The organism is Sphingomonas cynarae, assembly GCF_039537815.1.
GTDB classification, from domain to species: domain Bacteria; phylum Pseudomonadota; class Alphaproteobacteria; order Sphingomonadales; family Sphingomonadaceae; genus Sphingomonas; species Sphingomonas cynarae.
In genome coordinates this window covers 369,678-394,375 of the sequence record NZ_BAABBF010000002.1, presented here as the reverse complement: position 1 = coordinate 394,375, position 24,698 = coordinate 369,678, and the positions used below count along the sequence as shown (strand labels likewise).

General features: G+C 67.1%; 30 protein-coding genes. 8 read left to right on the top strand and 22 right to left on the bottom strand.

The window, feature by feature from the left end:
* Positions 1 to 8 precede the first annotated feature (8 nt).
* The gene (locus ABD719_RS05165) at positions 9 to 887 is read right to left on the bottom strand and encodes an aldose 1-epimerase family protein (RefSeq protein ID WP_344692311.1); all 879 of its coding nucleotides are present in this window, start codon (positions 885 to 887) and stop codon (positions 9 to 11) included.
* A gap of 123 nt (positions 888 to 1,010) precedes the next feature.
* Between ABD719_RS05165 and ABD719_RS05160 the strand changes: the two genes are divergently transcribed.
* The gene (locus tag ABD719_RS05160; RefSeq protein WP_344692310.1) at positions 1,011 to 1,205 is read left to right on the top strand and encodes a hypothetical protein; all 195 of its coding nucleotides are present in this window, start codon (positions 1,011 to 1,013) and stop codon (positions 1,203 to 1,205) included.
* A 36-nt stretch (positions 1,206 to 1,241) separates the two neighbouring features.
* Here the strand turns inward: ABD719_RS05160 and pheT are convergent, their stop codons facing one another.
* The 5 genes from pheT to rpmI form a co-directional block, all read right to left on the bottom strand.
* Complete coding sequence (gene pheT / locus ABD719_RS05155) at positions 1,242 to 3,605, bottom strand: phenylalanine--tRNA ligase subunit beta (RefSeq protein WP_344692309.1); 2,364 nt, start codon at positions 3,603 to 3,605, stop codon at positions 1,242 to 1,244.
* Positions 3,602 to 4,711 (bottom strand): phenylalanine--tRNA ligase subunit alpha, encoded by a 1,110-nt coding sequence (gene pheS / locus ABD719_RS05150; protein ID WP_344692308.1) that lies wholly within the window; start codon positions 4,709 to 4,711, stop codon positions 3,602 to 3,604. Before pheS ends, pheT begins: the two co-directional genes overlap by 4 nt.
* Positions 4,704 to 4,928 carry a GIY-YIG nuclease family protein gene (locus ABD719_RS05145; RefSeq protein ID WP_344692307.1) on the bottom strand — a complete coding sequence of 75 codons (225 nt, stop codon included), beginning with the start codon at positions 4,926 to 4,928 and terminating at the stop codon, positions 4,704 to 4,706. The genes pheS and ABD719_RS05145 overlap by 8 nt, the downstream gene beginning before the upstream one ends.
* Before the next feature lie 128 nt (positions 4,929 to 5,056).
* Positions 5,057 to 5,431, bottom strand: a complete 375-nt coding sequence (gene rplT / locus ABD719_RS05140; RefSeq protein WP_192129153.1) for a 50S ribosomal protein L20 — start codon at positions 5,429 to 5,431, stop codon at positions 5,057 to 5,059.
* Between the two features lie 17 nt (positions 5,432 to 5,448).
* Positions 5,449 to 5,652 carry a 50S ribosomal protein L35 gene (rpmI, locus tag ABD719_RS05135; RefSeq protein ID WP_192129155.1) on the bottom strand — a complete coding sequence of 68 codons (204 nt, stop codon included), beginning with the start codon at positions 5,650 to 5,652 and terminating at the stop codon, positions 5,449 to 5,451.
* 181 nt (positions 5,653 to 5,833) lie between these two features.
* Here rpmI and ABD719_RS05130 point away from each other — a divergent pair, with 181 nt between their 5' ends.
* Positions 5,834 to 7,948: an AsmA family protein gene (locus tag ABD719_RS05130; protein WP_344692578.1), complete on the top strand. Its 2,115-nt coding sequence runs from the start codon at positions 5,834 to 5,836 to the stop codon at positions 7,946 to 7,948.
* Between the two features lie 47 nt (positions 7,949 to 7,995).
* On the opposite strand, the gene ABD719_RS05125 is transcribed toward ABD719_RS05130, so the two are convergent.
* Positions 7,996 to 8,790, bottom strand: a complete 795-nt coding sequence (locus tag ABD719_RS05125; protein ID WP_344692306.1) for an aldo/keto reductase — start codon at positions 8,788 to 8,790, stop codon at positions 7,996 to 7,998.
* A gap of 74 nt (positions 8,791 to 8,864) precedes the next feature.
* Here ABD719_RS05125 and ABD719_RS05120 point away from each other — a divergent pair, with 74 nt between their 5' ends.
* Positions 8,865 to 9,500 carry a DedA family protein gene (locus ABD719_RS05120; protein ID WP_192129160.1) on the top strand — a complete coding sequence of 212 codons (636 nt, stop codon included), beginning with the start codon at positions 8,865 to 8,867 and terminating at the stop codon, positions 9,498 to 9,500.
* Here the strand turns inward: ABD719_RS05120 and ABD719_RS05115 are convergent.
* Complete coding sequence (locus ABD719_RS05115; RefSeq protein WP_344692305.1) at positions 9,481 to 10,905, bottom strand: glycosyltransferase family 39 protein; 1,425 nt, start codon at positions 10,903 to 10,905, stop codon at positions 9,481 to 9,483. The two genes, ABD719_RS05120 and ABD719_RS05115, sit on opposite strands and share 20 nt — an antisense overlap.
* Before the next feature lie 118 nt (positions 10,906 to 11,023).
* On the opposite strand from ABD719_RS05115, the gene ABD719_RS05110 reads away from it, so the two are divergent.
* Together ABD719_RS05110 and ABD719_RS05105 are read left to right on the top strand one after the other, a co-directional pair.
* Entirely contained in the window at positions 11,024 to 11,314 is a 291-nt protein-coding gene (locus ABD719_RS05110) for a hypothetical protein (RefSeq protein WP_344692304.1), read from the top strand.
* 83 nt (positions 11,315 to 11,397) lie between these two features.
* Positions 11,398 to 11,778, top strand: a complete 381-nt coding sequence (locus ABD719_RS05105) for a Tsi3 family protein (RefSeq protein WP_344692303.1) — start codon at positions 11,398 to 11,400, stop codon at positions 11,776 to 11,778.
* Between the two features lie 6 nt (positions 11,779 to 11,784).
* Here the strand turns inward: ABD719_RS05105 and ABD719_RS05100 are convergent, their stop codons facing one another.
* From ABD719_RS05100 to sdhC, 14 genes are all read right to left on the bottom strand, one after another.
* Positions 11,785 to 12,270: a hypothetical protein gene (locus ABD719_RS05100; protein ID WP_344692302.1), complete on the bottom strand. Its 486-nt coding sequence runs from the start codon at positions 12,268 to 12,270 to the stop codon at positions 11,785 to 11,787.
* A 22-nt stretch (positions 12,271 to 12,292) separates the two neighbouring features.
* Positions 12,293 to 12,829 (bottom strand): demethoxyubiquinone hydroxylase family protein, encoded by a 537-nt coding sequence (locus ABD719_RS05095; RefSeq protein WP_344692301.1) that lies wholly within the window; start codon positions 12,827 to 12,829, stop codon positions 12,293 to 12,295.
* A complete protein-coding gene (locus ABD719_RS05090) occupies positions 12,826 to 13,311 on the bottom strand; it encodes a disulfide bond formation protein B (protein ID WP_344692299.1) in 486 nt (161 codons plus the stop codon). Before ABD719_RS05090 ends, ABD719_RS05095 begins: the two co-directional genes overlap by 4 nt.
* A 4-nt stretch (positions 13,312 to 13,315) precedes the next feature.
* The gene (locus tag ABD719_RS05085; RefSeq protein ID WP_344692298.1) at positions 13,316 to 14,662 is read right to left on the bottom strand and encodes a S41 family peptidase; all 1,347 of its coding nucleotides are present in this window, start codon (positions 14,660 to 14,662) and stop codon (positions 13,316 to 13,318) included.
* 103 nt (positions 14,663 to 14,765) lie between these two features.
* A complete protein-coding gene (locus ABD719_RS05080) occupies positions 14,766 to 15,434 on the bottom strand; it encodes a murein hydrolase activator EnvC family protein (protein WP_344692297.1) in 669 nt (222 codons plus the stop codon).
* Positions 15,431 to 15,853 (bottom strand): 23S rRNA (pseudouridine(1915)-N(3))-methyltransferase RlmH, encoded by a 423-nt coding sequence (locus ABD719_RS05075; protein WP_344692296.1) that lies wholly within the window; start codon positions 15,851 to 15,853, stop codon positions 15,431 to 15,433. Before ABD719_RS05075 ends, ABD719_RS05080 begins: the two co-directional genes overlap by 4 nt.
* 4 nt (positions 15,854 to 15,857) lie before the next feature.
* On the bottom strand, positions 15,858 to 16,223 hold the full coding sequence (rsfS, locus tag ABD719_RS05070) for a ribosome silencing factor (RefSeq protein ID WP_192129220.1): 366 nt from the start codon (positions 16,221 to 16,223) through the stop codon (positions 15,858 to 15,860).
* Positions 16,224 to 16,284: 61 nt separating this feature from the next.
* Positions 16,285 to 16,890 (bottom strand): nicotinate-nucleotide adenylyltransferase, encoded by a 606-nt coding sequence (locus ABD719_RS05065; RefSeq protein WP_344692295.1) that lies wholly within the window; start codon positions 16,888 to 16,890, stop codon positions 16,285 to 16,287.
* Entirely contained in the window at positions 16,887 to 17,165 is a 279-nt protein-coding gene (locus tag ABD719_RS05060; protein ID WP_344692294.1) for a type II toxin-antitoxin system RelE/ParE family toxin, read from the bottom strand. Before ABD719_RS05060 ends, ABD719_RS05065 begins: the two co-directional genes overlap by 4 nt.
* Positions 17,162 to 17,416: a hypothetical protein gene (locus ABD719_RS05055; protein ID WP_344692293.1), complete on the bottom strand. Its 255-nt coding sequence runs from the start codon at positions 17,414 to 17,416 to the stop codon at positions 17,162 to 17,164. The genes ABD719_RS05060 and ABD719_RS05055 overlap by 4 nt, the downstream gene beginning before the upstream one ends.
* A 31-nt stretch (positions 17,417 to 17,447) precedes the next feature.
* Complete coding sequence (locus ABD719_RS05050) at positions 17,448 to 18,707, bottom strand: glutamate-5-semialdehyde dehydrogenase (protein ID WP_344692292.1); 1,260 nt, start codon at positions 18,705 to 18,707, stop codon at positions 17,448 to 17,450.
* Positions 18,708 to 18,829: 122 nt separating this feature from the next.
* A complete protein-coding gene (gene sdhA / locus ABD719_RS05045) occupies positions 18,830 to 20,632 on the bottom strand; it encodes a succinate dehydrogenase flavoprotein subunit (RefSeq protein WP_344692291.1) in 1,803 nt (600 codons plus the stop codon).
* Complete coding sequence (sdhD, locus tag ABD719_RS05040; RefSeq protein ID WP_344692290.1) at positions 20,632 to 21,015, bottom strand: succinate dehydrogenase, hydrophobic membrane anchor protein; 384 nt, start codon at positions 21,013 to 21,015, stop codon at positions 20,632 to 20,634. The genes sdhA and sdhD overlap by 1 nt, the downstream gene beginning before the upstream one ends.
* Complete coding sequence (gene sdhC, locus ABD719_RS05035; protein ID WP_344692288.1) at positions 21,015 to 21,425, bottom strand: succinate dehydrogenase, cytochrome b556 subunit; 411 nt, start codon at positions 21,423 to 21,425, stop codon at positions 21,015 to 21,017. Before sdhC ends, sdhD begins: the two co-directional genes overlap by 1 nt.
* A gap of 177 nt (positions 21,426 to 21,602) precedes the next feature.
* Between sdhC and ABD719_RS05030 the strand changes: the two genes are divergently transcribed.
* The 3 genes from ABD719_RS05030 to ABD719_RS05020 all read left to right on the top strand — a co-directional run bounded on the left by ABD719_RS05030 (position 21,603) and on the right by ABD719_RS05020 (position 24,662).
* Positions 21,603 to 22,955, top strand: coding sequence for a methyl-accepting chemotaxis protein (locus ABD719_RS05030; RefSeq protein WP_344692287.1), 1,353 nt, complete (start codon positions 21,603 to 21,605; stop codon positions 22,953 to 22,955).
* An 89-nt stretch (positions 22,956 to 23,044) separates the two neighbouring features.
* Entirely contained in the window at positions 23,045 to 23,734 is a 690-nt protein-coding gene (locus ABD719_RS05025; RefSeq protein WP_344692286.1) for an SDR family NAD(P)-dependent oxidoreductase, read from the top strand.
* The gene (locus tag ABD719_RS05020) at positions 23,724 to 24,662 is read left to right on the top strand and encodes a 50S ribosomal protein L11 methyltransferase (protein ID WP_344692285.1); all 939 of its coding nucleotides are present in this window, start codon (positions 23,724 to 23,726) and stop codon (positions 24,660 to 24,662) included. Before ABD719_RS05025 ends, ABD719_RS05020 begins: the two co-directional genes overlap by 11 nt.
* Positions 24,663 to 24,698: the final 36 nt, after the last annotated feature.

Below are 24,698 nucleotides of genomic sequence, written 5' to 3'. Positions count from 1 at the left end.
TCGGTCCTCTAGCCGTGGAGTAGGGTGATCGTCATCGCGATCCGCTTGTCGGCCTGCGAGGCCACTGCGAAGACGCCGGGCTTGTCGCGGAACTCGCCGGTGAAGCCCACCGGATCGGCGATACCGTGCCACGGCTCGATGCAGACGAACGCCGCGCCGGGCTTGGTCCAGATGCCGAGCGCGGGGGTATCAGGAAAGCCGATGCGCAGCCGGGGACCGGTGGCGGCGCCATAGGTGACCGCGTCCGATGTCACCGGGTCCCATACCAGCGCATCGTGATCGAACAGCGCATCGGCGAGGTGAAGCGTGCGGCCATCGAGCGGGCTGTCGTTCGTCGCTTCGGCGATCAGGCCATCGGGGGTGATCGCCCGCAGGCGGCCGGGCTCGTCGCTGTCGAAGACGATGCGATGATCGCCGCGCGCCTGCCCGAACGGCAGCGGCCACGCGAATGCCGGGTGAAAGCCGAATTGCGCATGGAGCGGTACCGCTGCCGGGTTGAGGATTCGCGCCTCGACGGTCAACGTCGCTGCGTCGAGCCGGAAGCTGATCTCCAGCCGGAACGCGAACGGCCAGGCGGCCCGGGTCCGCTCGCTGTCGACCAGCACGAACACGACATGCCCGTCCCCCCGATCGGCCACCTCGAAGGGCAGATCCCGGGCAAAACCATGTTTGGTGATCGGGTACTCGATGCCATCGACCCGGATCGTGCCGCCTGCGGTCACACCGATGACGGGAAACAGGATCGGCGCATGTTTCGGCCAGAAGGCCGGATCGGCATCCGTCATCAATTCGGCACCGGCGGCATCACGCAACGACACGAGTTCCGCACCGAACGGGTCGATCACGGCGGAGAGATGATCGTTCGCGATGCGGATCGGGTCGGTCATTGGCAGCGTCCTGTCTTGTTGCGGTAAATGAATGACGGCACGTGAAACCTGGGCTCGCAAGATTGTATAATATGCCGTGAACGCCTATTTCGATGCTATCGATTGAATCAGGCTGTTCCGATCATGATGGATGACACTCAGAACCTGATCGCGCTGGTCCATGCCCAGGGGGTGAAGGCCGGTCGCGATGCCGAACGCTCCCGGCTTGATTGCCCGTTCTGCGACGATCGGATTGATCTGTGTGCCGCATGGCTGGCCGGATACAGCCTGGGGCGGATGGGCCGACAGTTGAGCGAGGCCCGGCTGCCATCCGCATAGCGGGGGCGCGATCTTCCCGCCCCCGCTCCCTGACGATCAACTCCGCAGCGTCGCCCCCTGTTTGGCGGCGGCAGCGACGACCTTGTCGGCGATCGCCTTCAACTCCGCCTCGGTGAAGCTCTTGTCACCGGGTTGCAGCACGATCTCGACCGCGACGGAGATTTCGCCGTCGCGGGCGAACACGTCGAACACGCGGACGGCGATGATCGCGCCCTTGTCGGCACCACGGATGGCGCGGATCAACGTATCGGCCTGAAGCGTCGACGGCACAAGAAAGGCGAAATCGCGACGCACCGCTTGCAGGGCCGGGGGCACGAAGGCGGGCCGCATGAAACCGCTCGCCTTCCTGGCCGGGATCGCATCCAGGTACAGTTCGACCGCGGCGACCGCGCCGGTGAGGTCGAAGGCGCCCAGCAGCGCAGGGTGCAGCATCCCGAACCGGGCGAGGATCGTCTTGGGGCCCAGCCGCAGCGTGCCGGACTGGCCGGGATGCCACGCCTGTCCCCCCTCGCCTTCGTCGGGAACGGGCATCACCTGCAGATTATCGACCGGCGCACCGGCAACGGCCAGCAGGGCCAGCGCTTCCGCCTTGGCATCATAGGCGTCGAACGGCACGGCCTTGCCCTCGCGCCAGCCACGCGGGCGACGGTCGCCGGCAAGGATCAGGCCCAGCGTCGCACGCTCCCCTTCCGCCAGATAGCGGCGGCCGAGTTCGAACAGACGGACGCTGCCCGCCCCGCGCCGCAGGTTGCGCGATGCCGCCGACAGGATGCCCGGCAGCAGCGACGGGCGCATCACCTTCAGGTCCTCGCTGATCGGGTTGGCGAGGGTGAAGGCACCGCCACCGAACGGCGCCGCCTCCGCTTCGGACACGAAGCTCCACGTTACCGCCTCGTCCAGCCCGCGCGTGGCGGCGGCGCGGCGGACGCGGCGTTCCAGCTTCTGTTCGGGCGTCGCGGTCGGCCGGGCGACACCGGGTACGCGCGGCAACGGCACCGGCGCGACCTTGTCGATCCCCTCGATCCGGATGACCTCCTCGACCAGATCGGCGGTGCCGTCGATATCGCGACGCCACGACGGCGGCGTGACCCGCCAGTCGTCGCCGACCGTGAAACCCAGTGATTCGAGAATCGTCCGCTGGCGATCGGGCGCGACCACGAGGCCGCCGAGCGTTTCCGCCAGCGCCGGATCGTAATCGTAATGGCGGGTGCCGAGCGGCGCCTCCCCGGCCTGCGTCACGGTGCTGGCGGTGCCCCCGCACAGGTCGAGCACCAGCCGAGTCGCAATGGCGAGGCCATCGTCGAGGAACGCCGGATCGACACCACGCTCGAACCGCTGGCGCGCATCCGACGTCAGGGTCAGCGCCTGCCCCGTCCGCGCGATCGCCTCCGGATCGAAATACGCGCACTCGATGACGATATCGGTCGTGGCATCGGACACGCCCGAATGCTCGCCGCCCATGATGCCGCCGATATCGTGGACGGCGACATCGTCCGCGATCACGGTCATGCCGGCGGACAGACGATACGTCTTGCCGTTGAGCGCCAGCACTTCCTCGCCGTCGCGCGCGGGGCGGGCGACGAGTCCACCGGACAGTTTGGCGCGATCGTAGACGTGCAGCGGACGGCCGAGATCGATCATCACGTAATTGGTGATGTCGACCAGCGCGCTGATCGGCTTCTGCCCGATCGCGGTCAGGCGGCGACACATCCAGTCCGGCGCAGCGCCGTTGGTCGCACCGGTGACGGTCTGCGCGAAGAACGCGGGGCAGCCCGGCGCCTCGGTACGCACGTCGGGGCCGGGGCCGTCGCCCGTGACCGGATCGACGCGGAGCGGCTTCAACTTTCCCACTCCGGCGGCGGCAAGGTCACGGGCGATGCCGCGCACGCCCATGCAATCCTGCCGGTTGGGGGTGATGCTGACGTCGATCACCGGATCGGTCAGGCCGGCATAATCGGCATAGCTGGCCCCGACCGGTGCATCGGCGGGCAGTTCGATGATCCCGTCATGCCCTTCGCCGATCTGGAGTTCGCGTGCCGAACACATCATGCCGTTCGATTCGACGCCGCGGATCGCCGCTACCTTCAGCGTGATGTCGGCACCGGGCACCCAGGTGCCGGGACTGCCGAACACGCCGACCAGCCCGGCGCGCGCATTGGGTGCGCCGCACACGACCTGCATCGGTCCATTACCGGCATCGACAGACAGCACCTGCAGCTTGTCCGCCTGCGGATGGCGTTCGGCGGACAGGATGCGCGCGACGGTGAACGGGGCCAGCACCGCGCCGGGATCGGTGACGCCTTCCACCTCCAGCCCGATGCGGGTCAGGGCGATCACGATCTCATCGAGCGTGGCATCGGTGTCGAGATGCTCGGCGAGCCACGAAAGGGTGAATTTCATGCGCCGACTCCCCCGGACAGCGTGGGTACGTCCAGGCTCGCGAAGCCGTAGTGCTTCAGCCAGCGGATATCACCGTCGAAAAACGCGCGCAGATCGTCCATCCCGTATTTGAGCATCGCCAGCCGATCGATCCCGCAACCGAATGCGAACCCCTGCCATTCTGCGGGGTCGAGGCCACAGGCGGCGATCACCTTCGGATGCACCATGCCGCTGCCCAGCACTTCCAGCCAGCCACCATTCTCGTCGTCGCCGGAACCGCCGATCACGCGCTTTCCCTTCACCAGCGTATAGCCGACGTCGATCTCGGCCGATGGCTCGGTGAAGGGGAAGTAGCTGGGGCGCAGGCGCAACACGATATCCTCACGCTCGAAGAACGCCTTGAGGAACGTCTCCAGCGTCCATTTCAGGTGGCCCAGGGTGATGCCCTTGTCGATCACCAGCCCCTCGACCTGATGGAACATCGGCGTGTGGGTGGCGTCGCTGTCCGACCGATAGGTGCGGCCGGGCGCGATGATGCGGATGGGCGGCGGCTGATCCATCATCGTGCGGATTTGGACGGGCGAGGTGTGGGTGCGCAGCACGCGCTTCACCGTGCGCTCGTCGCCATCGGCGGGCATACCGGCGAGGTAGAAGGTATCGTGCATCGCGCGCGCCGGATGCGTCTCCGGAATGTTGAGCGCGGAGAAATTATGCCAGTCGGTCTCGATCTCCGGCCCGGTCGCCACCGCGAAGCCCAGATCGGCGAAGATTTCCGCCAGTTCGTCCATCACCTGGCTGACCGGGTGGACCGTGCCGGTGGCGGGCAGATCGACCGGCAGCGTCATATCGAGCGTTTCGGCGGCAAGGCGCGCGTTCAGCACCGCCGCGTCCAGTGCCGCCTTGCGCGCGGCGATCGCGGTGGTGACGGCCTCGCGCAGGGCGTGGATGGCCGGACCCTGCACCTGCCGCTCGTCCGGGGTCATGCCGCCCAGCGTCTTGAGCAGGCCGGTGATGCGGCCCTGCTTGCCCAGCGCCTCCACCCGCACTGCATCGAGCGCGTCGGGGGCCGTGGCGGCGGAAATTGCAGCGAGCAGGGTGTCGCGCAGGCTGTTCAGGTTGTCAGTCACTTATTGCTCCCGGGGATACCGACACCGTACGCGGCAGACCCCATGCGATCGCCAGATCGGACCGGTCGGGATTGTCCCGCTCGATCACAGCCAGCTTCCAGTCACGGTTCCATTTCTTCAACTGCTTCTCGCGAACGATCGCCGCTTCCATCGTATCGGCCACCGCATACCAGACCAGACGGATAATGCCGTAGCGGGAGGTGAACCCTTTTATCAATCCTTCGCGAAGCTGGATCAGGCGGCCCGGACGGTTTGAGAGGATGCCGCCGTGGCCGCGCCAAAACCAAACGGGGCGCCGGTGTTGCCACCGACGCCCCGTATCGCGTTACCGGTCGGACGGTGGCGTTACGCCGCCTGCTCCTGCTGCGGCAATGCCGCCTTCGCCTGTGCGATGATCGCGGTGAAGGCGCCTTCCTCGTTCATGGCGAGGTCGGCCAGAATCTTCCGGTCGAGCTCGATGCCGGCCAGCTTCAGGCCATGCATGAACTGCGAATAGGTCAGGCCCTCGGCGCGGACACCGGCGTTGATGCGCTGGATCCACAGACCGCGGAACGTGCGCTTCTTCACCTTGCGGTCGCGATAGGCGTACTGCCCGGCCTTTTCGACGGCCTGGCGGGCGATCCGGATCGTGTTCTTGCGACGGCCGTAATAGCCCTTCGCCTGATCCAGAATCTTCTTGTGCTTGGCGCGGGTGGTTACACCCCGTTTGACGCGTGCCATTGTCTAGTTCCTTCCGCTCAACCGAGACCGTACGGTGCCCATGCCTTCACCGCAGCGGTGTCGGCCTTCGACAGCACCTTGGTGCCGCGATTCTGGCGGATGTACTTGCCGTTGTGGTGCGCCAGGCGGTGGCGCTTGCCGGCAACGCCGTGCTTCAACAGGCCGGTGGCAGTGAGCTTGAAGCGTTTCTTGACGCCGCTCTTCGTCTTCAGCTTGGGCATTTTGGTCCTTTCGGTAGGCGAAGCTGGGACAGCCGCGGCAGCCCTGAATGGCCGGGCAGTCCTGTAGCGCTTCGCTCGTGAAGCGCGCCCCTTAGCGGCGGGCGCGACGGATTGCAACCGATGCACCGGCCGCCGATATGACCGATGCGGAACCGGAACGGTCGTGAAGCGTCGGGGGGCGATGAACACCGTGACCGGACGCAACAACGCCGTCGATACCGACCGGACGGGCCGTCGCCGCCGGATCGCGCGCAACGTGGCGCTTGGCCTGCTGGGCCTGATCGCGGCGACATGGCTGGTCCTGTTCGTCACCAAGGGCCGGTTCCTGAAGGGATCGTTCGAGCGGATCGTCGGATCACTGACGCATCGTACGGTGGCGGTGGGGGGCGATTTCCAGCTCTATTTCGCGCCGTTCCGCATCAAATTCGTCGCGGAGAAGCTGACGATCGCCAATCCCGGCTGGACGACCCGGCCGCACCTGTTTTCCGCCGAGCGGATCGACACGCGGATCGCGCCGTTGTCGCTGCTGTTCGGCAAACGGCGGCTTTACACGCTCGACCTGACCGATGGCGCGGTCGATCTGGAATGGAACGCCGCGCATACCGCCAACAGCTGGACGTTCGGCGACAAGAAGGGCGGCGAGCCGCTGGCGTTTCCGCGAATCGACGTGGCGACGGTGCGCGGCACCACGGTGCGCTATCTCGACCCCCGGATGCAGCTGCTGGCGGACCTGACGCTGGACGACATCGTGTCGAACGACGCGCGGATCGGCAAGGCGGTGGGGGTGAAGGGCAGCGGTCGCATCCGCAGCGCGCCGTTCACGCTGACCGCGCGGCTGCTGTCGCCGGACGCCACCGCGAATCGCGGGCGCAACGAACTGGTCGCGCGGATCAGGGCAGTCGGCAACACGATCGACGTGGCCGGCACCCTGCCCTCGATCGCCGATATCGAGAACGTGCCGCTGTCGGTCGCGGCGCGGGGGCGCAACCTCGCCAGCCTGCTCGGCATCATCGACGTCGCGATCCCCAATACCCGCACCTATCGCTTGCGTGGACGGATGGTGAAGAACGGTGACGAATACCGCTTCACCAACCTGACCGGCATCGCCGGCAAGACCGACCTTGCCGGCCGGCTGACGGTGCTGAACGGCGATCGCATCCATCTCGATTCGGTATTGGCGACGAAGAGCCTCGACATCATCGATGCCGCTCCCTTCATCGGCTACAACCCCGATATCGTCGAGACGCGCGGTGCGGTGGCCGCCGCCGCCGCGACCGGCGCGGCACCGCAGCGACTGTTGCCAGAAGCGGCCTTGCCGATCGAGACGATGCAGCGATTCGATGCCGATCTGAAATGGACGATCGGGGTGGTCCGCTCGCGCAACATCCCGATTGCCGATATCGACCTGACATTGGCCCTGAAGAACGGGCGGCTGGCATTGTCGCCCCTCAGTTTCGCGATGGCGCGCGGCAACGTCGCATCGGACGTGGTCTTCGACACCCGCCAGCGGCCCAGTGCGGTCAGTTACGACATCCGCCTGGCGCCAACGCCGATGGGGCGGCTCCTGGCGGGCTATGGCCTGGTCGAGTCGGGGACGACGGGAACGATCAAGGGCCGTATCCAGCTGGCCGGACGCGGCGACAGCATCCATGATTCACTATCCACGTCACGCGGACGCATCGCATTCGTGATGCCGGCGGGGGCATTGTCGGTGCGCAACGTCCAACTGGCGGAACTGGATATCGGCACGTTCGCCCAGCGGATGTTCCAGGGGAAGCTGGACGAGCCGGTACGGGTCAATTGCGGCCTCATCGCCTTTTCCGTCCGGCGCGGCGTCGCGGCGGCGGACCCGATCCTGTTCGACACGCGCAAGAACGTGATCGTCGGACGCGGCGGCTTCAGTTTCGGGACGGAAGCGGTCGACCTGGCTTTCCGGGCCGACTCCAAGAAGATCAGCCTGTTCTCCGGCCAGTCCCCGGTCGGGGTCGGCGGCTATTTCGCAGCCCCCGCGCTGAAGGTCATCTCGCCCGAGCTGGTGAGCAGGGCGGGTGCCGCGTTGGGGCTGGCGCTGGTGGCGACTCCGCCGGCGGCTCTGCTCGCGTTCGTCGATGTCGGCGATGCCAAGGCGGCGGCGTGTGGACCGGTGCTGGCCGGGGCGACCGCCGCGGCACAGAAGACGACAAAGGGCGAAAAGCGCGACGATGTCGGCAATGGCACCACGGCGACGGCGGAAGACGGCAAGCTGGGCAGTGGCCAACGCAAGCAGCAGCGGAAGAAGTTTCTGGGGATATTCTGATCCACCCCCGTTCCGTTCGGAACGGGGGGTGACGGGATATTGGTTGGTTACATCGACCGCGGATCGGGGCCGAGACGACCATCGTCGCGGTCGAGCGCGTCGATCCGGGTGATATCCTCTTCACTCAGGGCGAGATCGAGCGCAGCGAGATTGTCGCTCAGATGCTCCGCGCTCGACGCCTTGGGGATTACCGACAGGCCATGGGCCAGATGCCAGGCGAGCACGACCTGGGCGGCGCTGCGATGATGGCGATCCGCGATAGCGGCGATTTCGGGGTCGGCCAGCAGGTCCTTGCCCTGTCCGATCGGGCTCCAGCTCTGCGTCACGATGCCGTGTGCCTCATGGAAGGCACGGGCCTCGCGCTGCTGAAAATGCGGATGGAGTTCGATCTGATTGACGGCGGGAGTGACGCCGGTGGCAGCGATGATCGCCTCCAGATGTTCGGGCAGGAAGTTGGATACGCCGATCGAGCGCGTCTTGCCCGTCTCACGCAGCCGGACCAGCGCCTGCCATGCCTCGACATAATCGTCAGCGGCGGGCACCGGCCAATGGATCAGGTAAAGATCGACGGCATCGCGCCCGAGCAACGCGAGGCTTTCGTCCAGCGCCGCTTCCGCATCGCGGTGGCGATCGTTCCATAATTTCGTGGTGACGAAGGCATCGTCGCCCTTCAGCCCGTCGCCCACGCCGCGTTCGTTGCCATAGATGGCGGCGGTATCGACCAGCCGGAAACCGAGATCGAGCCCGCGTCGCACGATCAGCGCGGCCTGGGGATCCGGGATTTGCCACGTGCCCATGCCCAGTCGGGGGATGGTGTGGCCGTCGTTCAGGGTGATATCCATGCACCACCCAACCGCCATCGGCGGGCGGCGGTTCCGATTGACCGGCGGGGCCGCATCGGCCAAGCCCCGCGCCCATGTTCGAAAAGATCATCGCCACGCTCGCCGGCTTCACGATCTGGGTGATCTCGTCCGGGGGCTATGTCGGCATCGCGCTGCTGATGGCGATCGAAAGCGCCTGCATCCCGCTGCCGTCGGAGATCATCATGCCCTTCGCGGGGTATCTGGTATCGACCGGGCGGTTCGACCTGTTCCTGGCGGCGACGGCGGGGGCGCTGGGGTGCAATCTCGGCTCGATCGTCGCCTATGAGGTGGGCAAGCGCGGCGGCCGGCCGATGGCGGAGCGATGGGGCCGGTATCTGCTGATCGGTGCGGACGAACTCGACGCCGCCGACCGGTTCTTCGCGCGCTGGGGCAATCTGGCAGTGCTGGTCGGGCGGCTGCTGCCGGTGATCCGCACCTTCATCGCGTTTCCCGCCGGCGTGGCGCGGATGCCGCTGGTGCCGTTCCACCTCTATACCTTCATCGGATCATGGCCGTTCTGCCTCGCGCTTGCCTGGGTGGGCATGAAGCTGGGCGACCAGTGGAACAGCGATCCGCGCCTGAAAGCGGCGTTCCACCAGGCCGATCTGGCGATCGGGCTGGTGCTGGTCGCGCTGATCGGCCTGTACGTCTGGCACCGCGTGCGCGGGATCAGGAAGAACCGCGCCTGACTTCCTGCTGGCGGACCTGCGCGATCAGTAGCGCCAGCAAGGGCAGCGCGAGGCCGAGATAGAGCCACAATCCATGCCATGTCGTCCATCCCCACCAGTCGCTGGGAATGGTGCGCAGATCGCCGTGCCGGAAACGCAGGTCGTACACCGCGCTCCATAGCGGGAAACGGTATTCGGGCGGCGCGAAGATCTCCGCCGCCGCGATCATCAGATTGATCGCTATCGATAGACCGAGCAACCCGACGGTCGCCATCCGCTGCCACCCGTGGCGCAGCCTCGACCAGAACGGCGCGAGGCCAAGCGCGAACAGCCCCGCCATCGCCATCGCGTGGCGCGGCCCGGTAGCGTTGCCCCCGTCCCAATAGACATAGGCGGCGTTGACGAGCAGCCCGACCATGACCACCGCGATGGCGACAAGGCCGATGTCTTTGCCGCGCCGATCCTCCGCCAGCCAAACGAGGCCGGGCATCGCCAGCACCAGTATCGGCGCGACCCAGACCAGACCGCGTCGATCACCGAACACGATCTCGAACAGGACGAACAGGCGCGGCATGCCCAGCCCGAACAAGCCCTGCTGCATCCCCTCGAACCCCTGCACCCCGGCATAGCCGATGCGGAACGGCGTGCCGAAGGCGATCAGGTTATAGGCAAGCAGCGGCATCAACCCCGCGATCCCGCCCGCCGCCGCCAACCCGAGCAGGCGAACCCGATCGGGATGCCCCCGCAATCGCCACACGGCCCACAGGGCGATGGCGCTGCCGGCCAGCACGGCCTGATATTCCACCACCACGGCATAGCCCAGTGCCGCCCCACCGAGCAGCGCCGGCACCCCACGTCCTTGTGTGGCCGCGCGGGCCAGCGCCCAGACCGCGATCACGAACAGCGCGGCCACGGCGGCATGACCCATGATCGTCGTCGACAGCCCCCAGATCGGCGACCCCAGCGCATAACCGAGCGCGGCGACCAGCCCCGCCGCCGCACGGCCGGTCAACGCCAGCCCGAGATCGTAGAGTAGCACCGCCGCGATCGCGGTGAGCAACGCCGGCACGGTGATCGCGGCTAGTCTCAATCGCAGTTTCAGGAACCGGTCGAGCCGGGTATCACCGACCGACCTGACGATCCCCGTCGCCCGATCGCCCGTCACCGCATCCGCCAGCGCCACGGCGGGGAGCGCCAGCAGCGTCATGCCCGGCGCCTTGTCCAGATAGACATGGCCGTCGAACACCGCCTTGTCGATCGTCAGCGGTGCCCAGTCGTCGATGCGCGCATCGCCTCGTTCGACCAGCTCGATCGCGGCGAACAGGCGGGTGGCGTTGTTGGGGTTACCCTCCCACGATCCGAACCAGCCGGTCGACAGCCAGACGAGCACGAACAGGAGGAGCGGGATCGATCGGGCGGGGGTCACGGGTGCAGGTCATGCCGCGCAGACATGGTGTTGCCAATGTCGTGCCCACGGATTTTCGATCGATCGCGATCGACCGCGATCGATTGCCCCCCTGGCATCCATGCCGTCCTCCGGGATGATGACGATCGTCAGCGATCATATCGTCGCATGGCGGTCATACGACTGGACGGACCAGGTGGCACCCCGGACCGAGGGAGGGAGCATCCTTGCCTGGCCGCAGGTTGATGACGGGGGCTGGCCGCGTCCATCGGCGGAATGGCCGATCGACCATATCCGGGCACCGGGGTCGGAACATATCTGGCGGGCCTGGGACGATCGCCGGTCGCCCGACCGGGACGATTTCGTGTACGAGGCACAGATGGACATGAAGAGCGACGGGGTATTCCGATGCACCACGCTACCCGACTGATGATACCCGCCCTGCTATTGGCGGCCTGCAATGGAGCGGAAGGCATAACGCGAAGCGCGGATGCCATCATCGGCAATGGCGTCGTGACCGTCGCGATCCCGGACGGTCTGGAAGCAGGCGGCATTCCCGGTGGCGTGACGATACGCCGTGCAGGGGTGGAGCAGACCCGCCGCCTGTACGAGTTGACGCTGACCGCAGCAGGCGGCGCATCACCGATCCGGCTGGACCGGGCGCATGGCACCGGCACCGACGCGATCCGCTATGGCCTGACGCAGGAGGACGGCGGGTCCGGCGGCGATGCGGTGACACTGATCGCCGAGCGCCGCTGCGGCATGTTGCCGCTCAGGCTGCGCCTCGACACCCAGGTCGAGGAAAATGGCACGGTCGATCCGGCCCCGCTACTGGCGATGCTGGCCGGCGCGCGATGCTCACCGTCCGCCGGTAGGATGTCCGGGACGGGGTAACTGCGCTTACGGTATGGCGCGCTCGTCCGCCTGCCGCGCCTTGCGTTCGGCACGGGCCGCGCGGGCCTGTTGCGCGAAGCAGCCGGTGGCGCCGCCCGCCCCGACCGTCGAGCAACTGCCGATGGTGTTGACGCCGCTGCCGGTGTCCATCACGCCCTGCGCGCGCGCGGCCCAGCTCTGGTTCTGGGGCGTGATCTCGAAATTGCGCAATTCCTTGGGGACGCGGAACTGTTCTTCCGCGGAACGGCGTTCGCACACCACGATCTCGTCACCGTCGTTATTGGTCGGGCAACGCTCGTTGCCGTAGAGGACGAGAACGCCATTCACCGGCGCGCCGCGTCCGGTGCCCGACTGCTGCTGCACCGAACGGGGGCGCTCCGCGCCCGGTAGCGCCGCCTGTGCCGACACGGTCTGCACGCCGGGTATCGCGGTCTGGGCCGCCAGCGGGCCGGGCAAGGCCACGGCCAGCAGCAGGGTGAACGCCATCCTCATCGTCATCACTCCCCTAACCCCCTCAAATCCGCTTGGCGGCGGCGATGGCGACCTTGCAGCCCAGCCGGATCACGCCGCTGAGGATCGGATAGCCGAATGCATTCTCCGCTCCTGCCGCCAATGCATGGTCGCGGTGTTCCAGTTCCTCGGCCTGAAAGTCGGCGATCGCCTCGGTCAGTTCGGGATCGCTGTCGCCCAGATCGACCAGTTGCTGCGCATAATGCTTGTCGATCTCCGTCTCGACCGCGGCGGTGCAGGCCATCGCCGCATCGGGGCCAAGCGCGGCGGTGGCCGCGCCAAGCGCAAAACCCGCGACTTTCCACAGCGGCTGGAACAGCGTCGGCCGCACGCCGCGCTCCACGATCATCCGGTCGAAGAACGCACGATGCCGTTGTTCCTGCGCGGCCATGTGGTGGATCGCGCGCGAAGCGGGATGCCGGTCGCCCAGCACCGCCAGTTGCCCCGCATAGATACGGATCGCGCCATATTCGCCCGCCTGATCGACGCGGATCATCGCATCGGTGGCTTCACGCCGGTCACCGGGCTTCCAGCCGCTCATCGTGTCGTCCTCCGCATCATCAGCACCAAGATGGTGATGGCCCCGCCCAAGGATAAGATGGCATTGAACCCGGCGAGCGAGATGCCCGCCAGCGTCCACGGCGCGCGGTCGCACCGGATCAGCGGGGCGCGCATGATCGCAGCCAGACGCTGCGACGGGTCGAGCCCGGTGAAGTCGATCGTCGAGGTGCAGGCGGTGAAACCCGGCCACCAGCCATATTCGACCCCGGCATGGGCGACCCCGATCGCTCCCGATACCCCGATCGCCAATGCGGCCAGCACGACCAGCGCCGTTCGCCCGCGTCCCGCCGGCACGAAGAAACCCAGCCCGGCCAGCACCAGCGCGGCATAGTGCGGCCAGCGCTGCCAGTGGCACATTTCGCACGGGTACAGCCCGCCCAGCAATTGCGCGCCCCACACCCCTGCCAACAGCGTGGCGGGCAGCAGGAACGCGATCAGATGGGCAGCAGAGGGCCGGGTCATGCGCTTACTTCGCGACCGGCTTCACCACCGGCCTCGTCGCGGCGGCGACCTGTGCCGGACCGCCGAGCCGTGCCACCGTCTTGAGCGCGTAATTGAGCTGGAAGTCCTCGACGCCCTGCTTCTTCAGGCCGTCGGCGGTGGCGGTGAAGCGGGGGTCTTCCTTGCTGTCCTCCTCCAGCGCGCCGTTATCCAGCTTCGCCTCGTTGAGCAGGTGGCGGCGCAAATCCGCTTCGCGCACCACCGGCCGATCCTTGTAATCGGGATCGGACAGCTGCGGCACGCGGATGTCGGGTTCGATGCCGCCTTCCTGCACCGAATGACCAGAGGGGGTGTAATAGCGCGCGGTGGTGATCTTCAACGCGCGCTGCGGCCCCAGTTCGATCACCGACTGGACCGATCCCTTGCCGAAGCTGCGCTCGCCCATCACCACCGCACGGTGATGGTCCTGCAACGCGCCCGCGACGATCTCCGACGCAGACGCCGTGCCGGCATCGGTCAGCACCACGACGGGCAGGCCCTTCGCCGCATCGCCGGGGAACATGCTTTCGGCATAATAACGGTCGATATCGTTCCCGCGCCCGCGCTGCGACACGATCTCGCCCCGTTCCAGGAACAGGTCGGACACCGCGATCGCCTCCTGCAACAGGCCACCGCCATTGTTGCGCAGATCGACGACATAACCGAGCGGCGCATGGCCCAGCGATTGCCGGATCGCAGCAATCGCGGCGCGCGTCTCGGTCCCGGTATCCTTCGAGAAGGTGTTGATGTTGATATAGCCGACGTCGCCGCGCACTTCCCACTTCACCGGTTTCTGCACGATGCGTTCGCGTACCATCGTCACGTCGATCGGCTTGTCGCGGCCCGCGCGGACCAACGACAGCGTGATCTTGCTGCCCGGCGCGCCGCGCATCTTGGTCACCGCCTGGTCCAGCGTCAGGCCATAGGCGAGTTCGCCGTTGATGCGCAGGATCAGGTCACCCGCCTTCACCCCGGCACGGTCGCCGGGCGCATCCTCCTGCGGCGCGATCACCTTCACCGCGCCATCGTCCATCCCCACCGTCAGGCCCAGGCCACCATAGGCACCGTCGGTCATGATCCGCAGATTGTCGTACTCGATCCCGGTCTCGTACACCGAATGGGGGTCCAGCGAGGCGAGCATCCCGTCGATCGCGCCCTTGATCAGGGTCTTGTCATCGACCTTGTCGACATAGTTCGCCTTGATCCGCTGGAACACGTCGAGGAACTGATCGAATTCGCGATAGGTATCGGTATCCGCCGCCGCCATCGCCGCAGGTGGAATGACGGCAAGCGCCGCAACGATCGCAGTGGCGGTAAGAAGCGGACGACGCATCGGAAAACCCTGACGGCAAAACGGCAATCCCGCCATCGTAGCGGCAATCCCGCCCCCGTCAAAGCACGCTGATCGTGAACCGCGGCTGAAACGGGGAGAAGGATCAGTGGATCAGCGCCGCCGCATCGACCGGCTCGCCCCGACGGCGGAGTTCGACGGTGACGTGCGGCCTGCCGCCCCGGCGCGCGGTGCCGATCGCCGCTCCGCCACTTACCCGACTGCCCGGCCGCACCGCCAGCGTGCCGAGCCCGGTCAGCACACTGGTCCACCCCGCGCCGTGATCGACGATCACCGTGCCGCCATAGCCGCGAAACGCCTGCGCATAACGGACGACGCCCCCTGCGGGTGCCACCACCGGCGAACCCGGTGCCACCGCGAAGGTCAGGCCGCGTGATCGCACCCCCGCCTGCGACAGCGTGCCGAAGCCGGTAACGAGTTGCCCCGTCACCGGCAGGCGATAGACGGAAGCGGCACGATCATCCTGCCTGGCGTCCGAAGGATTCGTCACGCTGCGATGACGAAGCCGGGCAAGGCGGGATGTTAGTTCGGGCCGCAACCCTGCCAGTACCGCGCGCAGATGGATCAGGTCGTCGATCGATCCCGGCTGGACCAGCATGGCGATCACCGGCGGTCGCCCTGCCGCCTGCATGGTGGCCAGCAGCCCTGCGATCGCCACCACGTCGGGTCGGTCGACCGGCATCGGCGGAGCGGCGGGCAGGCTGGCACCGCACAGCAGCGCCATCGCCACGACACCGATCGCCCGCGCCGTCATCCTTCGCGGTGATAGGGATGGTTGGCGAGGATGCTGGTGGCGCGGAACAGCTGTTCCGCCAGCATCGCACGCGCCAGCAGATGCGGCCAGGTGGCGCGCCCGAACGACAGCAGCAGATCGGCCCCCGCCCGTGCTCCGTCGTCGAACCCGTCTGCTGCGCCGAGCAGGAACCGCGCTTCGCGCACGCCGTCATCACGCCAGCGACCGAGTCGCTCGGCAAAGGCGACCGATCCCAGTATCTCACCCTTCTCGTCGAGCAGGATGCGCCGACCCTGTGCCACCGGTACCGGCTCACGACCGCCGGTATCCGGCAGTTCGGTGACCCGCGTCGGCCAGGCGATCCGCTTCAGATAGCGATCGACCAGTTCCGCTTCGGGCGAGCGGGCGATGCGACCGCGCGCGACGATGTGCAGCAGCACCGGTTCAGCTGCGGGGCGTGCCCGCCGGCATCGGCGCGTCGGGCGCCGGCGCATCGCCGAACGACCACATCCGCTCCAAATTGTAGAAGGAACGAACCTCCGGCCGGAACAGGTGGACGATGATGTCGCCCGCGTCGATCAGCACCCAGTCGGCGGTCGGCAACCCTTCCACCCGGCAGGGGCGGCGGAACTCCGCCTTGATCCGCTCGGTCAGCTTCGCCGCCATCGAGGCGACCTGCCGGGTCGAACGACCGCTGGCGATCACCATGTAATCCGCGATCGTCGATTTGCCGGCGAGCGGGACGGAGACGGTTTCGACCGCCTGATCGTCGTCCAGCGATGCCAGGATCAACCGGTGCAGCGCCTCCACCTCGGCGGGGTCGGACGGCGTCGGGGCCGAAGGGCGGGAGGCAGAGGGAGTAGAGGCCAAGTCAGTTCCTTGAAGGGTGCAGCCCGAGGCGTATGTGCCAGTCGGGATCGCCGGCCCGAAGGCCGGTGGCGGACGTCGGATCGGGGCGGAAGCGCATCAGCACGATGGCCGGCAAACTCCACGTCGTCCATCGTTTCGCGGCCGACTGCGGTCGTCGATAGCGCCGCAGCCAGGCCATCGCGGGGGCCGCGAGGGCATGTCCGTCATACCCCGGACGCGTGACGACCGCAATCGGGATCGCACGCGCGATCCCGCGCCAGTCACGCCAGCGATGGAACTGTACCAGATTGTCCGCCCCCATGATCCAGACGAACCGCCGTTTCGGGTAACGACGTTGCAGGGCGCGGATCGTATCGACGGTATAGCGTGTCCCCAGCCGCGTTTCGATCGCGGTCGCCCGGATCGGCGCCCGTCGCGCCATCGCCCGCGCCGACGCCAGCCGCGCGGCGAGCGGTGCCATGCCCCTGGTAGGTTTCAGCGGATTGCCCGGCGACACCAGCCACCATGTCTCGTCCAGCCCCAGCGCGCGGTTCACGCCCAGCGTCACGCGGCGATGACCACGATGCGCCGGATTGAAACTGCCGCCGAGCAGGCCAGTCGGGGTCATAGCCAGTCTTCGCGGCCATGGCGGACGCGGATGATCCCCACTCCCGCCGCTACGATCCGATAGAGCAGGATATAATCGGTTCCCCTGACCCGCCATTTGCGAATTCCGAACTCCCCGACCAACGGACCGGCAGCCGGATGTTCCGCGAGGAATCTCCCCGCGGCAAGGGCGGCACCGCCCACAAGATCGGCGAAGTCGGGTGCGATCTCGCCATACCGATCATCGATCTCAGCCAGATCGGCTTGTGCGGGCGTCGTCCAGACGACAGACCTCATGCGTTATTGCGGGCAGCGATGCGCTGTTCGAACCAGACTTCCATCTCGGCTTGGGTAACGACATCCCCCCGATCGGCGGCGTCGATTCCCGCCTGAATGAACAAGCGATATCCTTCGTCCAGGTCCGCCATGCGCTTCACCGCCTCTGCGACATATTGCTCATCGCTAATGCCCCGTGCCTCTGCCGCGGCGGCGACCCGCGCGGAAGTCACCGCATCGAGACGGGCAATGACGGGAACCATGTCGTTCATGCCAACAACCTATGCTCGCGCTCCAGCCACTTCAACCGCGCACCTGCCCGGCGCCGCGGCCGACCCATTTGTAGGTCGTCAGTCCTTCCAGCGCGACGGGGCCGCGGGCGTGAAGGCGGCCGGTGGCGATGCCGATCTCTGCGCCCAGCCCGAACTCGCCGCCATCGGCGAACTGGGTGGAGGCGTTCCACAGCACGATCGCCGAGTCGACCTCGGCAAGAAAGCATTCCGCGACGTCTGGGTCGGTGGCGACGATCGCATCGGTATGATGCGATCCATGCGCGGCGATATGCGCGATCGCACCGTCGACACCGTCGACCAGCGCGACCGACGCGATTGCATCGAGATATTCGGTATCCCAATCGGCCTCGTCGGCCGGATCGACGTCGGCCAGCGCCCGCACCCCGGCATCGCCGCGCACGGTGCAGCCCGCCGCCTGCAACCCCGCGATCAACGTAGCCGCTTGCGGGTAGGTGCGATCGATCAGCAGCGTCTCCATCGAACCGCACACGCCGGTACGGCGCATCTTGGCGTCGACGACGATCGCCACCGCCATTGCCGGATCGGCGGAAGCATGGACGAAAACATGGTTGATCCCGTCGAGATGCGCCAGCACCGGCACCCGCGCCTCTGCCTGTACCCGCGCGACCAGCCCCTTGCCACCGCGCGGCACGATCAGGTCGATCAGCCCGTCCGCCGCCAGCATCGCGCCCACCGCCGCGCGATCGGTCGTCGGCACCAGTTGCACCGCATCGTGCGGCAACCCGGCTTCGCCCAACCCGGCAGCGAAGGCGGCATGGATCGCGCGATTGCTGTCGCGCGCTTCCGATCCGCCGCGCAGGATCACGGCATTGCCGCTCATCACGCATAGTGCGGCGGCGTCGGCGGTGACGTTCGGCCGACTTTCATAGACGATGCCGATCACCCCGATCGGCACGCGGACCCGCGATAGGTGCAGGCCATTGGGTCGGGTACGTTCATCGATCGCCCGCCCGACCGGATCGTCGAGCGCAGCGACCGCGGCGATGCCGGCGACCATTCCCGCCAGTCGGGCGGGGTCCAGGCGCAACCGGTCGAGCAGCGCACCGCTCAATCCAGCCTCTGCGGCACGCGTCATGTCACGATCGTTGGCGGCAAGGATCGCGTCGGCCGCGGCCTGCACTGCTGCCGCTGCTGCTTCGAGGCCACGCCGCTTGGTATCGGTCGGCAAGCGCGCAAGATCCTGTGCCGCGACGCGAGCGCCTTGCCCCATGGTCGCGATCAGGTCGCCCGGTGTTTCGCTGTCAGCCATGGGGCCCGCTAGCATGGCGAGCGTTGCGGGACGAGGGGCGGCAGGCATCGCATGTCGCCCCCGCGTTTCCGCGATTTACCAACCCGCCCTCCTCTTCCGACGGAAGAGGAGGGCGGGTCGCTTCAGTACACCCGCTTCTTCGGCTTGATGTACTCGATGTCGTCGGTCATCGTGTAGTCGTGGACCGGCCGGTAATCGATCGCCACGCCGCCGCCCTTGCCGCCCCAGCCGTCGAACGTCGTCAGCGTGTGCTTCATCCAGTTGGCGTCGTCGCGCTCCGGGAAGTCCTCATGCATGTGGGCGCCGCGCGATTCCTTGCGGTTTTCGGCGGCCTTGATGGTCACCGATGCCTGCGCCATCAGATTATCGAGTTCCAGCGTCTCGACCATATCGGTGTTCCAGATCAGCGAGCGATCCTTGACGCCCACGTCCTGCAGCCCCGCATAGATCGTCTCCATCTGGCTGACGCCCTCGGTCAACAGCGCCGAGTCGCGGAACACCGCGCAATGCTTCTGCATCGTCCGCTGCATCTCGGTCCGGAGTTGTGCGGTCGGGGTTGCCCCCGAGGCATTGCGGAACGTGTCGAGACGGTTGAGCGCCAGTTCTTCCGACCCCTTGGGCAGGGGATTGTGCGGCGTGCCGGGCTTCAGCTGGTCCTTGATGCGCAGGCCGGTTGCACGGCCGAACACCACGAGATCGATCAGCGAATTGGAGCCGAGCCGGTTGGCGCCGTGCACCGAGACGCAAGCCGCCTCACCCACCGCGAACAGGCCGGGGACGACGCTGTCGGGATCACCGTCGCGCAGCCGCACGACCTCGCCGTGATAATTGGTCGGAATGCCGCCCATATTGTAGTGGACGGTCGGCGTGACGGGCAGCGCCTGTCGCGTCAGATCGACGCCGGCAAAAATCTTCCCCGTCTCGGTGATGCCCGGCAGCCGTTCGGCCAGCACCTTGGGATCGATGTGATCGAGATGCAGGTAGATATGATCCTTGTGCGGGCCGACGCCGCGCCCTTCGCGCATCTCCATCGCCATCGACCGCGACACCACGTCGCGGCTGGCGAGGTCCTTGGCGGAGGGGGCATAGCGCTCCATGAAGCGCTCGCCTTCCGAATTGGTCAGGTAACCGCCCTCGCCGCGCGCGCCCTCGGTGATGAGCACGCCCGCACCGTAGATGCCGGTCGGATGGAACTGCACGAACTCCATGTCCTGCAACGGCAGACCGGCGCGCAGCACCATCGCGTTGCCGTCACCCGTGCAGGTATGTGCGGACGTGGCGGAGAAATAGCAGCGACCATAGCCGCCCGTCGCCAGCACGACGTTATGCGCGCGAAACCGGTGGATCGACCCGTCTTCCATGCACAGCGCGATCACGCCGCGGCAGACGCCGTTTTCCATGATGAGATCGAGCGCGAAATATTCGACATAGAAGTCGGCATCGTACTTCAGCGACTGCTGATACAGCGCGTGGAGCATCGCGTGACCGGTGCGGTCGGCCGCGGCGCAGGTACGCTGCACCGGCGGGCCTTCACCCATGTTCTGCATGTGGCCACCGAACGGACGCTGGTAGATGGTGCCGTCGTCGTTGCGGCTGAACGGCACGCCGGCATGTTCCAACTCGTAGACGGCCTGCGGGGCTTCACGACACAGATACTCGATCGCGTCCTGATCGCCGAGCCAGTCGGAACCCTTGACGGTATCGTACATGTGCCACGACCAGTGATCGGGCGAATTGTTGCCGAGCGAGGCGGCGATGCCGCCCTGCGCCGCGACCGTGTGCGACCGGGTCGGGAACACCTTGGTGATGCAGGCGGTCTTCAGACCCGCCTCGGCGATGCCCATCGTGGCGCGCAGGCCGGAACCGCCCGCACCCACGACGACGGCGTCATAGGTGTGGTCGATGATCTTGTAAGAGGCGGGCATCAGGCAGCGGCTCCGAGCGCGATCTTGAGGATGGAGAAGAGGGCGGCACCACCGGTCGCCACCACGAAGAAGTTCAGCAGGACCATGAACACGATACGGCTTTCGTCGTGCTGGTAATCCTCGATCACCACCTGCAGTCCCATGCGGAAATGCCAGAAGACCGACAGGATCAGCAACGCCATCGGGATCGCGACCCAGGCGTTTTCCATCCACATCCGCATCGTCGTGTAGTCATAGGCGGGCTGGCGTGCGATCGACACGATCAGCCACAGCATCAGCAGGAAGTTCGATCCCGCGGTCAGCCGCTGGTACCACCAATGGTGCGCGCCTTCCCTGGCGGAGCCGAGGCCACGCACGCGGCCGAGAGAGGTGCCCGAACGCATCACTTCATCCCCATGTAGAGCCAGAACAGCGCGGTCAGCGTGACCGAAACGAACATCGTCGCCATCGCCCAGCGCTTGTTGGTCCGGAGTTCGTAACCGGCGCCCATGTCCAGGAACAGGTGGCGCACGCCCGTGGCCATGTGCTGGAACAACGACAGCGTCAGACCGATACCGATGATCACGCCCAGAATGTTGAGCGCGCCGGATTCGGTCGCGAAGACGTCGCGGAAGGTGGCGTAGCTTTCCGCGCCGCCCGCCAGCGCCGCCAGCCACCAGACCATCAGCAACGTGCCGACGGTCGCCATCCCGCTGCCGGTGACGCGGTGCAGGATCGACACTAGCATATGCGGCCCCCACCGCCATATCTGGAGGTGCGGGCTAAGCGGGCGAGCAGGATTGCGCGATGCCAAAGGGCTGGTCCTCGATCCGAACGGTGGTGCCTGCGCCTATGAGGCGCGAGGGCCGGCGATGCAAGTATCTCGACCATAAGGGCGGGGCCGGGCGCCATAAACCTGCCCGTACCTAACCATGTGTTAACTCGGGCGCCCTAGCATGATCGTACGTTCAGCAGGAAAGTCGTCAGCGTCATGGATTTCCCCACCCCCGGCTCGATCGCGGCCGGTATCGATATCCAGGCCCGGATCAGGGCATTCGACGGCGCCGATCGATCGCTGGTCCGTGCCGCCGCCGCGCTATGGACCGTCATCGAACCGAATGCTCATGAGATCGTCGAGGCGTATTGGGCGCATTGGCGCTTCGCCAATCCCGGCGCGCCGGAATGGACCGCGATGGATCAATCCCGTCGGATGGATGCCGGGATGCGGTATCTGCGCGACCGGTTCAACGACCTCTCCGGCATTGCCTGGGTCGAATCGCTGGAACGCGCCGTCGCTTCGGCTTGCCATGCCAATGTGTCCACCATGGATCTGCTGGCGATGTCCTGCGCCAGCGACCGTGCCGCGCTCAAGGTGCTGTTGGCCAACGTCCCGCCCGGCGACCCGATGCTGCCGGTCCATATCGACGTGCTGATGCGGCTGTTCGGCATGGAAACCGAATTGACGGTGGAATTGTTCGCGGGCTTCGCGGCGCATCGGACGCAGTTCGCGCGGGATCGCCTCGCCTCCGATTTCCGCGACAGCATCGCCGCCACGACGGATGTCGCGATGCACGAAGGCGTGCAACTGCGCGACCAGAGCAACCGGGCATCGAACTTCGCGCGCGGGATGCTGGGCAAGGCATCCGAAGTGGCCGCCGCCGCCGAACAGTCCGCCGTCGCGATGCGCGAGGCGGCGCAGACCGCCGCCGGCCTGATCCGCGCGATCGAGGATGCGCGCGTCGAGGTGGAGGCCGCCGCCGAGATCGCCACCCGCGCCAGTGCGCAGGCCGGACAGGCGGTCGGCATGTCCGAAACCCTGTCCGATCATGCCAAGTCGATCGAATCGATCCTCGGCCTGATCCGCGACATCGCCGGCCAGACCAACCTGCTCGCCCTGAACGCCACGATCGAGGCAGCGCGCGCGGGCGATGCCGGCCGCGGCTTCGCGGTGGTGGCACAGGAGGTGAAGAGCCTGGCCAGCCAGACCGCGCGGGCGACCGACGACATCGCCGCCAAGATCGCCGCGATCCAGTCCGCCACCCGCTCGACCGTCGAAACCAACGCCTCGATCAAGTCGACCGTCGCCGAGGTGCAGGAATCCGCCGAACGCATCCGTTTCGCGATGGAGGCACAGGCACAGACCGTGACCGCGATCACCGCCGCGGTCGACGAAACCGCGCTGGCCGCCGATTCGATGTCCGGCACGATCACCGCGATCCGCAAGGATACGGAAATGGTCGCCTCCGAAATCGATGGCGTCGGCCGCGGCTTCGATGCTCTCGATGGCCGGCTGAGCACATTGAAGACCAGCGCGGGCGACTTCGCCGCCAAGGTCGCGGCATGACCGACGGCCGATACCTGGCCGGCGAATCGAGGGAGTAAGGGGAGGAACGACATGGCCTCCCCCGGCCCGTCACGCTACAGCACGTGGCCATGACCATCCTTCTTACCGGATCGAGCCGCGGCATCGGCGCGGCGATCGCCACCACGCTGACCGATGCCGGCCGCATCGTCATCGGCCACGGCACCGCCAGCGGCATTCCCGCCGATTTCGACGAACCGGGCGCGGGTTCGGCGCTGTGGGATGCCGCACTGGACCGGGCGGATGGCACGATCGACGTGCTGGTCAACAATGCCGGCGTGTTCGAGGCCAATCCGCTGGAGGGTGACGACTGGCTGGCCGGCTGGGAACGGACGATGCGGATCAACCTGACCGCCGCCGCCGAACTCTGCCGCCTCGCCGTTCTCCACTGGCAAGCGCGCGGTGTGCCCGGACGGATCGTCAACGTCGCCAGCCGCGCCGCCTATCGGGGCGATAGCCCGGCGCACTGGCATTATGCCGCCTCCAAGGCGGGAATGGTCGCGATGACCAAGACGATCGCCCGCGCCTATGCGAAGGACGGCATCCTCGCCTTTGCGGTATGTCCCGGCTTCACCATGACCGGCATGGCGGACGACTATCTCGCCAGCCGCGGCGGGGACAGGCTGCTCGCGGATATCCCGCTGGGCCGCGTCGCCGAACCGGCCGAGGTCGCTGCGGCAGTCCGCTTCCTCGCACTGGACGCCCCGCCATCGATGACCGGCGCGGTGCTCGACGTGAACGGCGCCAGCTATGTCCGGTAACTGGAAGGTCACTTTGCCCTGCACCCGCGCGGAGGCGGAGGCGATCGACGCGGGCGACGGTCCTGCGCTCGATCCGATGCCGACGCTGGTGACCACCGAGGAAGTGCTGGACGACGCCGAACAATGGCGGCTCGACGCCTATTTCGATCGCGAACCCGATGCCGCCGCGATCGCCGCGATCGCAGCACTGGCACCCGCCACTGCCGCCCGGCCGACGGTGGAGCGATTGCCCGACGAGGACTGGGTGACGATGAGCCAGGCGGGTCTCGCCCCGCTGCATGTGGGCCGCTTCTTCGTCCACACCGGCGATGCGGCGGTACCCAAGGGCGCACACGGCCTGCACATCGCCGCCGGCCGCGCGTTCGGGACGGGGCATCATGAGACGACCAGCGGCTGCCTCGCCGCACTGGACGGAATGGCGCAGGCGGGTCGCCGTTTCGACCGGGTCATCGACATCGGCACCGGCACCGGCCTGCTCGCCTTCGCCGCGTCGCATCTGTGGCCGGACGCCGCGATCGTCGCGACCGATATCGACGCCGTCGCGATCGACGTGACGCGTGAGAATGCGACGGCCAATGGCGTCGACGGCCTGCACCTGATCGTCGCGGACGGCACGCTGGACGATGCGGTGACGGCGGCGGCGCCCTACGACCTCGTGATCGCCAACATCCTCGCCGGCCCGCTCGTGTCGATGGCCCCCGAACTCGCCGCCATCGCCGCGCCCGGCGCGACGATCCTGCTTGCCGGCCTGCTGGAGGTTCAGCGCGACGCGGTGGAGGCCGCCTATACCGCCTGTGGCTGCACGCCCCTCACCACCGACCGCCGCAACGACTGGAGCGTCCTGACGCTGCGGGCGGGCGCGGAACGGTTCGTGCCGGCAGGCCCGTTCGATCCGAAGGGGCGCGACGGATGGGCGCTGGATATTTAGCGACCGGGTTTGGTGGAAAGCAGAGGTTGCCCGCAG

What these genes read in the sequence shown, in the direction of transcription:
- ABD719_RS05165 (WP_344692311.1), bottom strand. Translation starts at nt 887, where the DNA reads ATGACCGACCCGATCCGCATCGCGAACGATCATCTCTCCGCCGTGATC.
- ABD719_RS05160 (WP_344692310.1), top strand. Translation starts at nt 1,011, where the DNA reads ATGATGGATGACACTCAGAACCTGATCGCGCTGGTCCATGCCCAGGGG.
- pheT (WP_344692309.1), bottom strand. Translation starts at nt 3,605, where the DNA reads ATGAAATTCACCCTTTCGTGGCTCGCCGAGCATCTCGACACCGATGCC.
- rplT (WP_192129153.1), bottom strand. Translation starts at nt 5,431, where the DNA reads ATGGCACGCGTCAAACGGGGTGTAACCACCCGCGCCAAGCACAAGAAG.
- rpmI (WP_192129155.1), bottom strand. Translation starts at nt 5,652, where the DNA reads ATGCCCAAGCTGAAGACGAAGAGCGGCGTCAAGAAACGCTTCAAGCTC.
- ABD719_RS05130 (WP_344692578.1), top strand. Translation starts at nt 5,834, where the DNA reads ATGAACACCGTGACCGGACGCAACAACGCCGTCGATACCGACCGGACG.
- ABD719_RS05125 (WP_344692306.1), bottom strand. Translation starts at nt 8,790, where the DNA reads ATGGATATCACCCTGAACGACGGCCACACCATCCCCCGACTGGGCATG.
- ABD719_RS05120 (WP_192129160.1), top strand. Translation starts at nt 8,865, where the DNA reads ATGTTCGAAAAGATCATCGCCACGCTCGCCGGCTTCACGATCTGGGTG.
- ABD719_RS05110 (WP_344692304.1), top strand. Translation starts at nt 11,024, where the DNA reads ATGACGATCGTCAGCGATCATATCGTCGCATGGCGGTCATACGACTGG.
- ABD719_RS05100 (WP_344692302.1), bottom strand. Translation starts at nt 12,270, where the DNA reads ATGAGGATGGCGTTCACCCTGCTGCTGGCCGTGGCCTTGCCCGGCCCG.
- ABD719_RS05095 (WP_344692301.1), bottom strand. Translation starts at nt 12,829, where the DNA reads ATGAGCGGCTGGAAGCCCGGTGACCGGCGTGAAGCCACCGATGCGATG.
- ABD719_RS05090 (WP_344692299.1), bottom strand. Translation starts at nt 13,311, where the DNA reads ATGACCCGGCCCTCTGCTGCCCATCTGATCGCGTTCCTGCTGCCCGCC.
- ABD719_RS05085 (WP_344692298.1), bottom strand. Translation starts at nt 14,662, where the DNA reads ATGCGTCGTCCGCTTCTTACCGCCACTGCGATCGTTGCGGCGCTTGCC.
- ABD719_RS05080 (WP_344692297.1), bottom strand. Translation starts at nt 15,434, where the DNA reads ATGACGGCGCGGGCGATCGGTGTCGTGGCGATGGCGCTGCTGTGCGGT.
- ABD719_RS05065 (WP_344692295.1), bottom strand. Translation starts at nt 16,890, where the DNA reads ATGACCCCGACTGGCCTGCTCGGCGGCAGTTTCAATCCGGCGCATCGT.
- ABD719_RS05060 (WP_344692294.1), bottom strand. Translation starts at nt 17,165, where the DNA reads ATGAGGTCTGTCGTCTGGACGACGCCCGCACAAGCCGATCTGGCTGAG.
- ABD719_RS05055 (WP_344692293.1), bottom strand. Translation starts at nt 17,416, where the DNA reads ATGAACGACATGGTTCCCGTCATTGCCCGTCTCGATGCGGTGACTTCC.
- ABD719_RS05050 (WP_344692292.1), bottom strand. Translation starts at nt 18,707, where the DNA reads ATGGCTGACAGCGAAACACCGGGCGACCTGATCGCGACCATGGGGCAA.
- sdhA (WP_344692291.1), bottom strand. Translation starts at nt 20,632, where the DNA reads ATGCCCGCCTCTTACAAGATCATCGACCACACCTATGACGCCGTCGTC.
- sdhD (WP_344692290.1), bottom strand. Translation starts at nt 21,015, where the DNA reads ATGCGTTCGGGCACCTCTCTCGGCCGCGTGCGTGGCCTCGGCTCCGCC.
- ABD719_RS05030 (WP_344692287.1), top strand. Translation starts at nt 21,603, where the DNA reads ATGGATTTCCCCACCCCCGGCTCGATCGCGGCCGGTATCGATATCCAG.
- ABD719_RS05025 (WP_344692286.1), top strand. Translation starts at nt 23,045, where the DNA reads ATGACCATCCTTCTTACCGGATCGAGCCGCGGCATCGGCGCGGCGATC.
- ABD719_RS05020 (WP_344692285.1), top strand. Translation starts at nt 23,724, where the DNA reads ATGTCCGGTAACTGGAAGGTCACTTTGCCCTGCACCCGCGCGGAGGCG.